The organism is Micromonospora sp. MP36, from assembly GCF_008119785.1.
In the GTDB taxonomy this organism is placed as follows: Bacteria; Actinomycetota; Actinomycetes; order Mycobacteriales; family Micromonosporaceae; genus Micromonospora.
Window position 1 is genome coordinate 104,748 of the sequence record NZ_VSFA01000009.1, and the last position, 14,233, is coordinate 118,980.

Here is a 14,233-nt window from a genome sequence, read left to right on the forward strand (position 1 = left end):
AGGATGGGCGCCGGAGGTACGGACCGTCGTGAACTTGAAGCCTTACCGGGAGGCGCTCGCCCTGCCCGGTCTCCGGTCGCTGCTGCTGGTGTCGGTGCTCGCCCGCATCCCGCTCACCGCGACCGGGGTGACGCTCACCTTCCACGTCGTGCTCGACCTCGGCCGGGGGTACGGCGCCGCGGGCCTGGTCGGCGCCGCGTCGACCGTCGGCGCCGCGCTCGGCTCCCCGCTGCTCAGGCGGCTGGTCGACCGGCGCGGGCTACGCCCGGTGCTCCTGCTGACCACGATCGCCGAGGGCATCTTCTGGGCCAGCGCCCCTGAGCTGTCGTACCCGGTGCTGCTGCCGGCCGCGTTCCTGGCCGGGCTGCTCACCCTGCCGGTCTTCTCGGTGGTCCGCCAGTCGGTCGCCGCGCTGGTGCCGGCCGAGCGGCGCCGCCCGGCGTACGCGCTGGACTCGATGTCGGTGGAGCTGTCGTTCATGGTCGGCCCGGCGCTGGCCGTGGCCCTGGCGACCGCCGTCTCCCCGCGGCTCACCATGTGGGCGGTGGGCGTCGGCATCGTCGCCTCCGGGATCGGGTTCTGGCTGCTCGACCCGCCGACCCGCAGCGCCGACGAGCCGGCCGGCCCGCACCGGAAGGTGCCCCGCCGCGAGTGGCTGACGCCCCGGCTGCTCGCCGTGCTGGCGGTGAGCCTGGCTGCCACCCTGGTGCTCGGCGGCACCGACGTCGCCGTGGTCGCCGTGCTGCGGGCCGGCGGCGAGGTCGGGTGGACCGGGGCCGTCCTGACCATGTGGGCGGTGGCGTCGCTGGTGGGCGGCTTCGCGTACGGGGCGGTCACCCGCTCGTTCTCCCCGCTGGTCCTGATGGCGGTGCTCAGCCTCACCACGATCCCGGTCGGCCTGGGCGGGGCCCACTGGTGGCTGCTCTGCCTGGCGCTCATCCCGGCTGGTGCGCTCTGCGCGCCCACCATCGCCTCGACCGCCGACGCGGTCAGCCGGCTCGCCCCGGCCGGCGTACGCGGTGAGGCGATGGGCCTGCACGGCTCCGCCGTCACCGTCGGCATCGCGCTCGGCGCGCCGCTCGCCGGCGCCGTGATCGACGCCTCGACGCCGCCGTGGGGCTTCGCGGTCACCGGGGCGATCGGCGTGCTGGTCGCCCTGGCGGTGCTCCCGATCGAGCTGCGTCACCGCCGCCAGGCCACCGCCGAACCGGCCACCCCGGAACTGGCCCCCGCCACCCTCTGATCCGTCGCCGTCTCCCCGCCCGGGCGCCCCGGCACCGGCGGGGAGCCTTCCCGGGCCGACCGGCCCTCGTCGCGCCTACGAACCTGATGACGTGAACGGATCACCGGGGACTGTCTGCCTGGTCTCACAGGATCGCTGACGACACGGCGTCGCAGAATGCTTGACGCAAGGTCATGACCGATCCTTGCTGGTCCTGCTACCAGTGATGATCGGACCGCTTACCCAGGTGCTGCGATCGGTGGCGAAGTCATCTCGTGTGGGGGGATCCTGGCTATGGGCTTAGCTGACGACCTCGCGGAGTGGGTGGACGTTGACTACGCCCAGTTCTATCTGGGGCGAGCGATAGGCCTATTCGCGGACAGATCGTTCCTGCAGGCAAAGAGTGTCTTCTGGACTGAGAACCCGCTCGGCGACGCGTTGTATCAGATGCTTCGCGCTCTGGTGATGGCCGGTGTCCTGGAGTGCCGCGACGAGCCGGAGCTCCAGTTTCGATGGAAACCTGGCGGCCCGTGATGGGCCCCGCGCCGGGCAGCGGGCCCGGCCGCGTCAGTCGGCCGCACGAGGGTGGAAGTCGCCTTCAGGTCCACGAGGGTGCAGGTCGCCACCACCGATGAGCTGAGCGAATCGTTTACGTCATCAAGTTCGTAGCGGCTGGGGAGTCATCTCTCGACGCGCGGGCTGACAGCCCTCGGGGGCAGGGGCCGCAACGGCGACGGGCGCCGCACCCTTTGGGGTGCGGCGCCCGTGGCGCGGTGTCGGCGGCGGGTCAGCGCCGGTCGAGGTTGCCGGAGGTGTCCTCCTGGTAGCTGGCGCCACCGTTGGACTCGCTGGTCAGCGGCTTGGCGCCACCCTCCGGCGGGCCGGCCAGGCTCTGCCCGGCGGCCAGCTCCGGGAACTTCAGGTCGAACGCCGGGCGCTCGGAGCGGATCCGCGGCATCCGGTCGAAGTTCCGCAGGGGCGGCGGGGAGGTGGTGGCCCACTCGAGCGAGTTGCCGTAACCCCACGGGTCGTCGACCTCGACCACCGGACCGGCCTTGTACGACTTCCAGCAGTTGTAGATGAACGGCAGGGTCGAGATACCGGTGATGAACGCGCCGAGCGTGGAGATCGTGTTCAGCGTGGTGAAGCCGTCGCCGGGCAGGTAGTCGGCGTACCGCCGCGGCATGCCCTCGTTGCCCAGCCAGTGCTGCACCAGGAAGGTGGTGTGGAAGCCGATCATGGTCAGCCAGAAGTGCACCTTGCCCAGGCGCTCGTCGAGCATCCGACCGAACATCTTGGGGAACCAGAAGTAGATGCCGGCGAACACGGCGAACACGATCGTGCCGAAGAGCACGTAGTGGAAGTGCGCCACCACGAAGTACGAGTCCTGCAGGTGGAAGTCCAGCGGCGGGCTCGCCAGCAGCACACCGGTCAGACCACCGAAGAGGAAGGTCACCAGGAAGCCGACGGAGAAGAGCATCGGCGTCTCGAACGTGATCTGGCCCCGCCACATGGTGCCGATCCAGTTGAAGAACTTCATACCGGTCGGCACGGCGATCAGGTAGCTGAGGAAGCTGAAGAACGGCAGCAGCACCTGGCCGGTGGCGAACATGTGGTGCGCCCAGACGCTCATCGACAGGGCGGCGATGGAGATGGTCGCGGCGACCAGACCCTTGTAACCGAAGATCGGCTTCCGGGAGAAGACCGGGATGATCTCGGAGATGATGCCGAAGAACGGCAGCGCGATGATGTAGACCTCGGGGTGGCCGAAGAACCAGAACAGGTGCTGCCACAGCATCGGGCCGCCGGTGGCCGGGTCGTACACGTGGGCGCCGATCAGCCTGTCCGCGGCGAGCGCGAAGAGCGCGGCGGCCAGCAGCGGGAAGACCAGGATGACCAGCAGGCTGGTGACCAGCATGTTCCAGGTGAAGATCGGCATCCGGAACATGGTCATGCCGGGGGCGCGCAGGGTCAGGATCGTGGTGATCAGGTTGACCGCGCCGAGGATGGTGCCCAGACCGGAGATGGCCAGGCCGACCACCCACATGTTCCCGCCGACGCCCGGCGAGTGCTCGCCGTTGCTCAGCGGCGTGTACGCCGTCCAGCCGAAGTCGGCCGCGCCACCGGGGGCGATGAAGCCGGCGGTGGCGATGGTGCCGCCGAACAGGTACAGCCAGTAGGCGAACGAGTTCAGGCGGGGGAACGACACGTCGGGCGCGCCGATCTGCAGCGGCACCACGTAGTTCGCGAAGGCGAACACGATCGGTGTCGCGAAGAACAGCAGCATGATCGTGCCGTGCATGGTGAAGAGCTGGTTGTACTGCTCGGGCGACAGGAACTGCAGGCCCGGCCGCGCCAGCTCGGCGCGCATGATCAAGGCCATCAGGCCGCCGATCATGAAGAACGCGAACGCGGTGACCATGTACATGATCCCGATCTGCTTCGCGTCCGTGGTACGCAGCAGCCGCGCGATGGCCGACCCCTTGACCGGCTGGCGGACCGGCCAGGGCCGGGTCACGACCGGCTTGGGTGCGACGGTGGTCACGAGTGGCCTCCGGTTCTGGGTTGTCCCGCTCGGCACGCGCTGGTCATCTGCGCAGCCGTCATCCGCAAGGAGGATAGTCCCCGGCAGGTGGCACCGCCTCCGGGGGTCGGCGGCTACGATCACCGCCGCTCGGCGTCGGGCCCTCAGAGCGGGCCCACGAGAAGTCGGTAGTGCTCCTGGAAGATGCGTCCGCCACGACCACGCAGCAACGGGTCGCGCAGCGCGGGCGACACGTCGCGGGTCCGGTTGCGGTCCCGGGTCCGGTCCCGCACCCAACGGGTACGCGGCCGCCGCCGGCTCTCGTACGCGACCAGCGCGGCATCCACGTCGCTGGCGGCCTTCAGCGACTCGGCGAGCACCACGGCGTCCTCCAGCGCCATGGCGGCGCCCTGGGACAGCGTCGGCGCGGTGGCATGAGCCGCGTCACCGACGAGCAGCACTCGGCCGTGGAACCAACGCCCCAGCTCGACCTCCTCGGTGATCTCGGCGTGCACGCCGTGCAGCGCGGCGAGCACCTCGGGGACCGGGCCGCCGTAGTCGCCGAACAGCTCGTGCAGCCGGGCCAGGGGGTCGGTCGGGACGGTGGTGCCGGCCTCGTCGGCGTAGCAGTGCAGCCGCCCGGCGCCGATGGGCACCACCAGGAAGCCGGCGCGCTGGCCGAGCAGGGCCGTCCAGTCGGTGACCCGCGGGCCGTCGCGGACGATGGCCCGGTAGACCACCTGGCCGGCGGGGCGGGGCGGGCCGCCGAGCGCGGCCAGGGTACGCACCGCGGAGTGCGGCCCGTCGGCGCCGATGACCAGGTCGTACTCCGCGCAGGTGCCGTCGGTGAAGCCGACGGTGACGCCGTGGGGGCGCGGCTCGACGGCGCTGACCTCGGCACCGTGCCGGACCGCGCCGCCGGCGCCGGTGAGCAGCACCCGGTGCAGCTCGGCGCGGGGCAGTGCCCGGCACTCCCCGACCCCGACCCACAGGGCGTCGAGGTCCACCTCGCAGAGCGGGGCGCCGGACGCGTCGAGGAAGCGCTGGCGGTGGATGACCTCGCCGAGCGGGCGCAGCGGGCCGTCCAGATCGAGCCGGCGCAGCGCCCGGGCCGCGTTGCCCGGCAGGTAGAGACCGGTGTCGGCGCGCTCGGTGGGCGGCAGTTTCTCTGTGACGTCGGGCCGGAACCCCGCCAGCCGCAGCGCTCGGGCCACGGCGAGACCGGCGATGCCTGCGCCGACGACGAGGATGCGCAGGGGTGAACCACCCATGGTGGGGTACGCCTCCGGAGGGGTTCGGCACGCGTTGGAGGCACGACACTACTCCCCGCAATCGAGGGGCGAAAGGGCCCATTGGCCCTGACGGGCCCGCCCGTCGGCGCGGGCGCACGATCCCACCGGCAGGAGTCCCACGCCGACCGGGGGAAGCCGGGGCGGTTGCGGTCAGCCGCCGAGGGCGTCGATGTCGCGCATCTCCTCGGCGGTGAGCGAGAAGTGGAAGACGTCGGCGTTGGCCCGGATCCGCTCCGGGGTGACCGACTTGGGGATCACCACGATCTCGTGGTCGATGTGCCAGCGGAGCACCACCTGCGCCGGGGAGACGTCGTGGGCCTGGGCGATGCGCACCAACACGGGGTCGGAGAGGTCGCTGGTCTTGAACGGGCTGTAGCCCTCCAGCACCACGCCCCGGTCCCGGTGGGCGGCGTGGGTGCGCCGGTCGTACAGCGTCGGGCTCCACCGGATCTGGTTGACCGCCGGGGTCTCCTCGGTGGCCTGGATCAGCTCGTCGATCTGGCTGGTGCTGTAGTTGCTCACCCCCACCGTGCGGGCCAGGCCCTCGTCCCGGGCGGCCAGGAACTCCCGCCACACAGGGATGCTGTCGCCCGGGGATGCCGGCGGCCAGTGGATGAGCCACAGGTCGATGTAGTCGGTGTCGAGGGCGCGCAGGCTCGCCTCGATGGTCTCCCGCTCCCGGCCCGCCCGCTCCGGTGGCAGCTTGGTGGTGATGAAGACGTCCTCCCGGCGCAGCCCGCTCTCCTTGACCGCCCGCCCCACCTCCTGCTCGTTGCCGTACATGGTGGCGGTGTCGATCATCCGGTAGCCCGCGTCGAGGGCGGCGAGCACCGCGTCGTATCCGGCCTGGCCGGTGGCCTGCCAGGTGCCGAACCCGAGCAACGGGATCCGGACGTCGCCGGAGAGCGGGACGGTGGGCTGCTGGTCAACACCTGTCATGGCGGCTGTTCTACCCCTGATCGGCCCCACCATGCCCGCGACCCGCCGGAGGGCGGGTCGGGCGGCGACGGCGGAAACGGGACGATCCGCCCCGCGACACCCCTGCGGATCACCTCGGCGTACCGGACAATGCGGGAGTGGCTGACCGGCTGGAGGAGTACCGGCGGAAGCGGGACGCGGCGCGTACCCCGGAGCCGGTGCCGGAACGGGCCCCGGAGCGGAAGCGGACCTCCCGGCGCAAGCCCCGCTTCGTCATCCAGCAGCACCACGCCCGCAGCCTGCACTGGGACCTGCGGCTGGAGCACGACGGCGTGCTGGCGTCCTGGGCGGTACCGCGCGGCCTGCCCCGCGACCCCGGCCGCAACCACCTCGCCGTGCACACCGAGGACCACCCGATGGAGTACCTCACCTTCCACGGCGAGATCCCGGCCGGGGAGTACGGCGGCGGGAAGATGACCATCCACGACACCGGGACGTACCGCGCGGAGAAGTGGCGCGACGACGAGGTGATCGTGGTGCTCGACGGGAAGCGGACGAAGGGCCGGTACGTGCTCTTCGCCACCGGGGGCCGGGGGCGGGACTGGATGGTCCGCCGCACCGGCCCCGCTCCGGAGGGCTGGACCCCGATGCCTGAGCTGGTCCGCCCGATGCACCCCACCCCCGGCAAGCGCCTACCGAAGGACGAGACGGCCTGGGGGTACGAGCTGCGCTGGGGCGGGGTGCGGACCGTCGCGTACGTCTCGGGCGGCCGGCTGCGGCTGCTCGACGAGTCGGACGAGGACGTCAGCGGGACGTACCCGTGGCTGCGGGCGATGGCCGAGGAGTTGGCCCCCACGGAGGCCGTGCTGGACGGGGTGCTGGTCCGGATCGACCCGGCCGGGCGGGTGAAGGCGCCCACGAAGCGGGACGGCCAGTTCCTCGCCGTCGACCTGCTCTGGCTGGAGGGCGTGATCACCCTCGACGTGCCGTACGCCCAACGCCGCGAGCTGCTCGACGGTCTGGCGCTGGCCGGGAAGCACTGGCAGACTCCGCCGTGGTTCCCGGGAGTCGGCGCGGACGCCCTGCGGACCGCCCGCGAACAGGGGCTGCCTGGAGTGGTGGCCAAGCGCCTCGACTCCCCGTACGAGCCGGGCCGGCGCAGCCGGCACTGGCTGAGCATCGACCCGAGCTGAGGATCACGATGCACCTGACGCACCTGGACTGCCCGCGCTGCGGCCGGGAGCATCCGGCGGACAAGCTGCAGAACCTGTGCGAGTGCGGGTCCCCGCTGATGGCCCGCTACGACCTGGCCGCGGTGGCCGCGTCGATGACCCCGGAGCAGTTCGGTCTGCGGCCGGCCGACCTGTGGCGCTACCGGGAGCTGCTGCCGGTGGCCGACCAACGCTTCGTGACCACGCTGGGCGAGGGCTGGACGCCGCTGCTGCGCGCCCCCGCGTACGGCGACGAGATCGGCATCCCGGACCTGATCGTGAAGGACGAGGGGCTCACCCCGACCGGGTCGTTCAAGGCCCGGGGCGCGGCGGTGGGCGTGAGCCGGGCCCGGGAGCTGGGTGTCGAGCGGATCGCCATGCCGACCAACGGCAACGCCGGGGCGGCCTGGGCGACGTACGCGGCCCGGGCCGGGATGGGCGCGACCATCGCCATGCCGCTGGACGCGCCGACCATCTGCCGCCGGGAGTGCCTGGCGGCCGGGGCCGACCTGCGGCTGGTCGACGGGCTGATCAGCGACGCCGGCCGGTGGGTGGCCCGGCTGGTCGCCGAGTCGGGCGGGCGGATCTTCGACGCCGGCACGCTGCGCGAGCCGTACCGCCTGGAGGGCAAGAAGACCATGGGGTACGAGATCGTCGAGCAGCTCGGCTGGCAGGCGCCCGACGTGATCATCTATCCGACCGGCGGCGGGGTGGGGCTGATCGGCATCCACAAGGCGCTGCACGAGCTGCGCGAGCTGGGCTGGGTGGAGGACCGGCTGCCGAAGCTTGTCGCGGTCCAGTCCACCGGCTGCGCGCCGATCGTCCGGGCGTTCGCGGCCGGGGAGCCACGGGCCACACCGTGGCAGGACGCGCAGACCGTGGCGTTCGGCATCACCGTGCCGGCCCCGCTCGGCGACGAGCTGATCCTCACCGCGCTGCGGGAGAGCGGCGGGACCGCGATCGCGGTGGACGACGCGGAGATCCTCGCCGACCTGCGCGACTTCGCCGCCCGGGAAGGGCTGCTGCTCTGCCCGGAGGGGGCGGCCTGCCTGACCGCGGCCCGGCAGCTGCGGGCCGGGGGCTGGATCCGGGCCGGCGAGCGGGTGGTGGTGCTCAACACCGGCGCCGGCCTGAAGTACCCGGAGACGGTGGACGTCTCCGGCGTGCCGATGGTGTAAGGAGGGGCACCTTCTTAACCCCTACCGGTGGAGCAGGGTTGACAGCCGCCTCAGTCGGTGGTCGGGTCGGTCAACCGCCAGGCCGCGTTGATCAGGCCGATGTGCGACAGCGCCTGCGGCATGTTGCCGAGTTGCGCGCCACTGTCCAGGTCGATCTGCTCGGCGAACAGGCCCAGGTCGTTGGCGTGGCCGAGGACCGTCTCGAACAGCGCCCGGGCCCGGTCCGGCTCCCCGGCCATCACCAGGCACTCGACCAGCCAGAACGAGCAGAGCACGAAGCCCGCCGGGTCGGTGTTCCAGCGCCGCACCAGGCCGTCCTCGGTGCCCAACTCCCGCTCGACCACCTCGATGGTGGAGCGCATCCGCGGGTCCGTGGCGGGCAGGAAGCCCACCACCGGCAGGAACAGCGCCGAGGCGTCCAGCTCCGCCGAGCCGAACGCCCCGGTGTACGCGCCGATCCGGTCGTCCCATCCCTCGCGCAGCACGGTCTCGCGGATCTCGTCCCGGATGCCCGCCCAGCGCCGCGGGTCGGCCCGGTCCCCGAGCTGCGGCGCGAGCTGCACCGCCCGGCGCAGCGCCGCCCAGCAGAGCACCTTGGACGACAGGTAGTGCCGCTCGACGTCCCGGGTCTCCCACATGCCCCGGTCGGGCAGCCGCCAGGTCGCGACCACCTGCTCGGCCAGCCCGACCACCATCTCCAGCAGTTCCGCGTCGAGCGTCTCGCCGAGGTAGTGGTGCAGCCGCCAGACCGCCGAGATCACCTCGCCGGGCACGTCGAGCTGCCGCTGCCGCCAGGCGTCGTTGCCGATCCGCACCGGCCGGCTGTCCGCGTACCCGCGCAGGTGCGCGCAGTCGTGCTCGGAGAGGTCCCGTTCCCCCTCCAGCCCGAACAGCACCGGCACCGGCTGGTCACCGACCCGCCCGATCGACCGGGCCGCCCAGGCGAACAGGCGCGACGCCTCGTGCGGGCAGGCCGCCACCCAGAAGGCCCGCATGGTCATCGAGAAGTCGCGCAGCCAGGCGTAGCGGTAGTCGTAGTTGCGGTCGCCGCCGATCTGCTCCGGCAGCGAGGTGGTCGGCGCCGCGGCGACCGCGCCGCTACGGGCGTACGTCAGGCCGGTCAGCACGGTCGCGCTGGCGCGGACCGGGTCGGGGTAGTGGCCCGGGTAGTGGTGGCTCTCCCGGTACGCCTCCCACGCCTGCGCCGTCTCGTTGAGCGTGACGACCGGGTCGAGCCGGGCCGGCGGACCCCCGTAGACCGGGGCGTACGCCAGGTCGAAGCCGATCTGCTGGCCGGCGGCCACCTCGAAGGTGTGCCGCACCCGGTCCCGGTCGGTGCGCAACGCCTGCCCACCGCCGCGCAGCGTCAGGGTCACCGGCCCGGCGGCCGCCAGCACCCCGCCGCCCGGCTGCTCATGCAGATACGGGGTGAGCAGCCCGTACTCAGGTCGGGGCGCGAAGTCGAGGTGCATCCGGACCCGCCCGGACAGCCCTTCGACCACCCGGATCAGCACGGCGGGTGAGTTCATCCCCAGTTCGTGCCCCCGGGCACCCACTTCGGCGGCGAGCGCGTCGGTGACCGCCACGCTCCCCTCCGGGGTGTGGTGGACGGTGCGCAGCACCAGGGTGTCCGGCCGGTACGCCCGCTCCACCCGGCTGGCGGCCAGCGGGGCGATCCGCCAGTGCCCGCCGGCCGGGTCGAGCAGGCGGGTGAAGACGGACGGGGCGTCGAACCGGTCCGGGCACCACCAGTCGACCGAACCGTCGCGGCTGACCAGCGCCCCGGAGCGGCAGTCGGAGAGAAATCCGTACTCGGAGATCGCCGGCCGGTGCACCCGCTCCGGGTACCCGGACCCGCCCGGTTCAGACCGCGCCGGTCACCCGGTGGGCGGCTCGTCCTGTCCGGCGGCCTCGGCCGCGTCGGCCTCCTCCTTGGTCCGGTGCACGGCCTGGTCGGCGTGCTCCGGCGGCCCGTACACCGTGTAGAGGACGAGCGGGTTGGGGCCGGTGTTGACGAAGTTGTGCTTCGTGCCGGCTGGTACGACCACCAGGTCGCCCGCGACGACCTCCTGCTTCTCCCCGGCCACCCGGGCCTCTCCGGTGCCGCTGACGAAGGTGAGGATCTGGTCGATGTTCTCGTGCACCTCCTCGCCGATCTCTCCGCCCGGCGGGATGGTCATGATCACCAGCTGGGTGCGCTGCCCGGTCCAGAGCACCCGCCGGAAGTCCGGGCTCTTCTCGGCGACGGTCGCGATCGTGAAATGCTCCATGGCGGCCACATACCCGGTCGTACCCGCCGGTCACACCGGGACTCGCAGATGGTGGAATTTGCCACCAAGCCCGGGTTTGGATCCCCTCTGGACGGGCATCTGCTGCGCCAGGACCGGTGCACGCTGGGGCCGGTCGAGCCAGGTCCCCGCTGTCGTACCGCCGTACGGCTGCGGTGGTGGGAGACGGCCAGAGCGCGGCGACGTTACGACCCCGGTCGAGCGGCGCCGTGCGCTCGTCCACGCGCCCGTTCCCGTCAGTCGTGGGTGTCGGCCACCGGTCGCCCGCCGACGCACCGCACCCGCAGCTCGTACTCGCCCCCGGGGCCGACGAACCGGACCTTGACGTGGTCGTCCGGCCCTCGTTCGGCTTCCTTCTCCCGGTAGCCCTGGGCGGGCGACCAGGTGACCAGACGGGCTCCCGCCGGCCCGCACTCCGCCACCGCCGTGCCGCCCGGGGTGGAGAAACTGCTCCGGACCCCGGTCGGGCCGCCGGTGGGCGGGGGACTCGCCGCAGCCGCGGTCGGTGTCGGGCTCCCGGTCGGCCTCTCGACCGGCCTCGGGGAGACCGGCTCGGGGGACGCGAGCGCCCGCTCGACCTCCTGCTGGTCGCGTACGCCGCCTGGGGTGCCGGCGATGCCCTCCCCGACCAGCCGGATCGCGCCCAACCCGACGAGGGTGGCGGCGACGGTGGCGGCCAACCACCCGACGGCGGCGAGGATCTGACGACGGCCCATGCGCCGAGTCTCCCCGAGCGAAGGTTAAGGCCGGCACTGGGGAACGTTAAAGAGTCGGCGCGGCTCCGACGACGTACTGGGGACGGGGCGGTGGCCGCCGACCCGGGGTCGACGGCCACCGCTTCCCATCGATGCTGGCTACCGCACGGACACGGTCTGCTTGTTGTAGTTCTTGCCGTCGCCGTCCGGCTTGTAGTTGCTCTCCACGTTGCCGGCGATGTCGATCGAGAACCAGTTGACGGTGGTGCTGCTCTCGACCGTGATGCTCTGGTTGCCCTCCCGCATGCCGGCCAGGGCCAGCTTCGGGGAGTTGTAGGTCGGCCGGCTGCCGTCGAGCGTGTAGTAGACGTTCGCCGGCTCGCTGGTGCTGAAGGTGAAGGACGTCGAGCCCGGTTCCTGCTTGACGATCTTCACCGTGCTCTTCGGCTGGATCTTGTCCGTCGCGTACGCCCGGGCGACCTCGAGGATGCCGATGTTGCCGTTGGCGAATTCCATCGCCTCCTCGTGGCCCTCGGCGAACGGCGGCTGGAAGCCGACCGCGGTGAACCGCTTGGTCGTCGGGTTGTAGACGTCCGCGCCGACCTCGAAGTCCCAGCCGATGATGCCCCGGTTGTACCAGTGCTCGTCGGCGCTGTTACCGGCCGCCGAGTAGAGCACGTCGGTCACCGGCCCGGTGCGACCCGGCCAGATCGCGGTGCCGCGGTATTCCTGCACGCGGGAGAGGATGTAGTCCGAGGAGGCCCAGAAGTAGGCCTCGGTGCCCTGGTCCACCCGCGGCAGCACCTCCCGCCCGGCGCTCTTGTACGCCCCGGGCGGCCACATGAAGTAGCCGCCGTAGGAGTGGGTGTTCATGGAGAGCTTGATGTTCGGGAAGGTGTCGACCAGCCAGACCTCGTTGCGCGCCTCCGGCTCGGACAGTTCGCTCGGGCCGGCGTACGTGTCGCTGGTGCAGTTCGTCGCCGACGCACCGGTGTAGCCGTCGAAGACGGAACCGACCGAGAAGTTCCGGTTGACGTCCACGCCCCAGCTGTTGCGGTTGGCCGGGTCCGCCGACGACGCCGGGCAGTAGTTGGTCATGTTCCGGCGCTGCATGTTGTAGTCGTACATGCTGTAGTGCGCGCCGTCCGGGTTGACCACCGGCAGGATGAAGATGTCCAGGTCATCGACGATCTTGCGGGTGTTCGGGTCCTGCGCGTAGTTGCGCAGCAGCCGCTCGGCCGACTCCACGCAGACCAGCGGGGTCACCCACTCCCGGGCGTGCTCCTGGCAGTAGAGGAACACCCCGACCTTCGAGCCGTCCCGGTGCTTGCCGATCCGCAGCACCTTCATCTGGAACGGGTCGCGGGACACGCTCGCCGGCGCCTTCAGGTTGTCGGTCAGCTTGGTGGCCGTGGCCGCGGCCACCACACCCGCGCCGGCGTTACCCCGGTAGGTGCTGGCCGTGAGCAGCGAGCCGGCGTCGGAGTTGCCGTTGACCGCGGCCGCGACCTGTGCCGCGGTGCTGCTGATCGCGCCGGAACCGTTGGTGGCCAGGCTCACCGTGACGGCCTTGCCGGACACGTTGACCGTCAGCGGGGCGTTCGCCGCGCCCGGGTTGACCAGCGACATGGTGATGTCGTTGCCGCCCTCGGAGCCGTACGCCTTGGAGGTGACGTAGACGATGCTCGCCGAGGCGGTGCCGAACTGCGCCTGCGCCTGGCGCCGGTAGCCGTTCGTCTTGTACGGCAGGTCGATCAGCTGGGCCAGCTTCGGGAACTCCGCGGCCAGCGCGGTGAATCGCGCGGTGACCTCGGTCGGGTCCATGTAGTGGTCGACGAAGTCCGACACGTACGGGTGGTCACCGGTGACCTTGCGCGGGTTGCCCAGCCACTTGTCCACGTCGACCGTGACCGAGCCGCCCTTACTGCTGGTGATGGTGGCCCTGGCCGGTGCGGCGCCGATGGCGACCGGGTTGCTGAACCGGTGGTACATGTACTGGCCGGCGTCGGTGAACCGGGACATCGTGGCGGTGCCGCCGGAGCCGATCTCGGTGCCCGCTCCGCTGTCCCAACTCGCCGTCAGCACCGTCGTCGAGTCGGTGCCGGCGCTCGACTTCACCTCGATGTTGAGGAAGAGCTGGTTGTCGAGGCTGGATAACCACTCGGCCCGCAGCACGGTCAGGGTGTCGGTGCTGGCGGCCAGGGACTGCACGGCCCGGACCGTGGCGGCCCGCTCAGCCACGTTCTCGGCGTAGTCGCTCTGGTCGGAGATGGCGTCCTGCACGTCGAAGCCCATGTCCCGCAGCGCCTGGCTCTCCTCCGGGCTGAGGATCGCGTGCACCTCGATGCCGTTGTCGACCGGCTTGACGTACTCGGCGAGGTCGACACCCAGCTCGTTGAGCCGGTCGATCCCCGACTTGTCGGCGACCACGATGCGCATCAGCCCGACGCCGTGCTGGGCACCGGTCGACGACCTGTCGGGGGCCACCTCACCGTCCGACGTCATGGCGAGGCCGGGCGTGCTGAAGGCGAGGGCCAGCGGTAGTGCGATCAGAGCCAACCAGCGGCCCCTTCTGATCGTTTCTCTCGTACTCCTCATGAGAGTCCTTCCAGGCAAGGGGGCTCCCGAGGGCCGCGTGGTGGGGGGTGCGCGGCACGACCTCGGCTGCCACAGTTGCGCGGAAGTGTGATCCGCCTCTCACCCAGTGTCAAGATCGGTGGCAACAGGGCAGCCGCTGGTCCCGATCAATCGGAACGATCATCCGGGCCGGACTGTCCGCACCGCCAAGCCGCCGAGGCGACCAGCTTGAACCGCACGATTGACCGAACGAGCGATCAATCGGTCCGCGCCGCGGCAAGCGGACGGAGGACTGACCCGGGCGGCTCCCGGGGGCTACCGTGCCCCT

The 14,233-nt window shown here is 71.6% G+C and carries 11 protein-coding genes; 4 read left to right on the forward strand and 7 right to left on the reverse strand.

The window, feature by feature from the left end; genetic code table 11:
- The first annotated feature begins 28 nt into the window (after nt 1-28).
- On the forward strand, nt 29-1,243 hold the full coding sequence (locus FXF52_RS11200) for an MFS transporter (protein ID WP_148796160.1): 1,215 nt from the start codon (nt 29-31) through the stop codon (nt 1,241-1,243).
- Between the two features lie 303 nt (nt 1,244-1,546).
- Complete coding sequence (locus tag FXF52_RS11205) at nt 1,547-1,756, forward strand: hypothetical protein (RefSeq protein WP_148796162.1); 210 nt, start codon at nt 1,547-1,549, stop codon at nt 1,754-1,756.
- A 253-nt stretch (nt 1,757-2,009) separates the two neighbouring features.
- Here FXF52_RS11205 and ctaD read toward each other — a convergent pair whose 3' ends face one another.
- The 3 genes from ctaD to FXF52_RS11220 form a co-directional block, all read right to left on the reverse strand.
- Complete coding sequence (gene ctaD / locus FXF52_RS11210) at nt 2,010-3,767, reverse strand: cytochrome c oxidase subunit I (protein ID WP_148796164.1); 1,758 nt, start codon at nt 3,765-3,767, stop codon at nt 2,010-2,012.
- A 143-nt stretch (nt 3,768-3,910) separates the two neighbouring features.
- Nucleotides 3,911-5,017 carry an FAD-dependent monooxygenase gene (locus FXF52_RS11215; RefSeq protein ID WP_148796166.1) on the reverse strand — a complete coding sequence of 369 codons (1,107 nt, stop codon included), beginning with the start codon at nt 5,015-5,017 and terminating at the stop codon, nt 3,911-3,913.
- Nucleotides 5,018-5,188: 171 nt separating this feature from the next.
- Nucleotides 5,189-5,977: an aldo/keto reductase gene (locus FXF52_RS11220; protein WP_148796168.1), complete on the reverse strand. Its 789-nt coding sequence runs from the start codon at nt 5,975-5,977 to the stop codon at nt 5,189-5,191.
- Nucleotides 5,978-6,114: 137 nt separating this feature from the next.
- On the opposite strand from FXF52_RS11220, the gene FXF52_RS11225 reads away from it, so the two are divergent.
- Together FXF52_RS11225 and FXF52_RS11230 are read left to right on the forward strand one after the other, a co-directional pair.
- Nucleotides 6,115-7,149, forward strand: coding sequence for a DNA polymerase ligase N-terminal domain-containing protein (locus FXF52_RS11225; RefSeq protein ID WP_148796171.1), 1,035 nt, complete (start codon nt 6,115-6,117; stop codon nt 7,147-7,149).
- An 8-nt stretch (nt 7,150-7,157) separates the two neighbouring features.
- The gene (locus FXF52_RS11230) at nt 7,158-8,345 is read left to right on the forward strand and encodes a threonine synthase (protein WP_148796172.1); all 1,188 of its coding nucleotides are present in this window, start codon (nt 7,158-7,160) and stop codon (nt 8,343-8,345) included.
- Between the two features lie 50 nt (nt 8,346-8,395).
- On the opposite strand, the gene FXF52_RS11235 is transcribed toward FXF52_RS11230, so the two are convergent.
- The 4 genes from FXF52_RS11235 to FXF52_RS11250 form a co-directional block, all read right to left on the reverse strand.
- Nucleotides 8,396-10,180, reverse strand: coding sequence for a glycoside hydrolase family 15 protein (locus tag FXF52_RS11235; RefSeq protein WP_148796174.1), 1,785 nt, complete (start codon nt 10,178-10,180; stop codon nt 8,396-8,398).
- A gap of 42 nt (nt 10,181-10,222) precedes the next feature.
- Complete coding sequence (locus FXF52_RS11240) at nt 10,223-10,615, reverse strand: cupin domain-containing protein (RefSeq protein ID WP_148796177.1); 393 nt, start codon at nt 10,613-10,615, stop codon at nt 10,223-10,225.
- A 254-nt stretch (nt 10,616-10,869) separates the two neighbouring features.
- Nucleotides 10,870-11,349, reverse strand: coding sequence for a septum formation initiator (locus tag FXF52_RS11245; protein WP_148796179.1), 480 nt, complete (start codon nt 11,347-11,349; stop codon nt 10,870-10,872).
- A gap of 138 nt (nt 11,350-11,487) precedes the next feature.
- Complete coding sequence (locus FXF52_RS11250; protein ID WP_187413443.1) at nt 11,488-13,887, reverse strand: M14 family zinc carboxypeptidase; 2,400 nt, start codon at nt 13,885-13,887, stop codon at nt 11,488-11,490.
- Nucleotides 13,888-14,233: the final 346 nt, after the last annotated feature.

Coding starts and splice junctions, on each gene's coding strand:
- FXF52_RS11215 (WP_148796166.1), bottom strand. CDS start 5,017: ATGGGTGGTTCACCCCTGCGCATCCTCGTCGTCGGCGCAGGCATCGCC.
- FXF52_RS11220 (WP_148796168.1), bottom strand. CDS start 5,977: ATGACAGGTGTTGACCAGCAGCCCACCGTCCCGCTCTCCGGCGACGTC.
- FXF52_RS11230 (WP_148796172.1), top strand. CDS start 7,158: ATGCACCTGACGCACCTGGACTGCCCGCGCTGCGGCCGGGAGCATCCG.
- FXF52_RS11240 (WP_148796177.1), bottom strand. CDS start 10,615: ATGGAGCATTTCACGATCGCGACCGTCGCCGAGAAGAGCCCGGACTTC.
- FXF52_RS11245 (WP_148796179.1), bottom strand. CDS start 11,349: ATGGGCCGTCGTCAGATCCTCGCCGCCGTCGGGTGGTTGGCCGCCACC.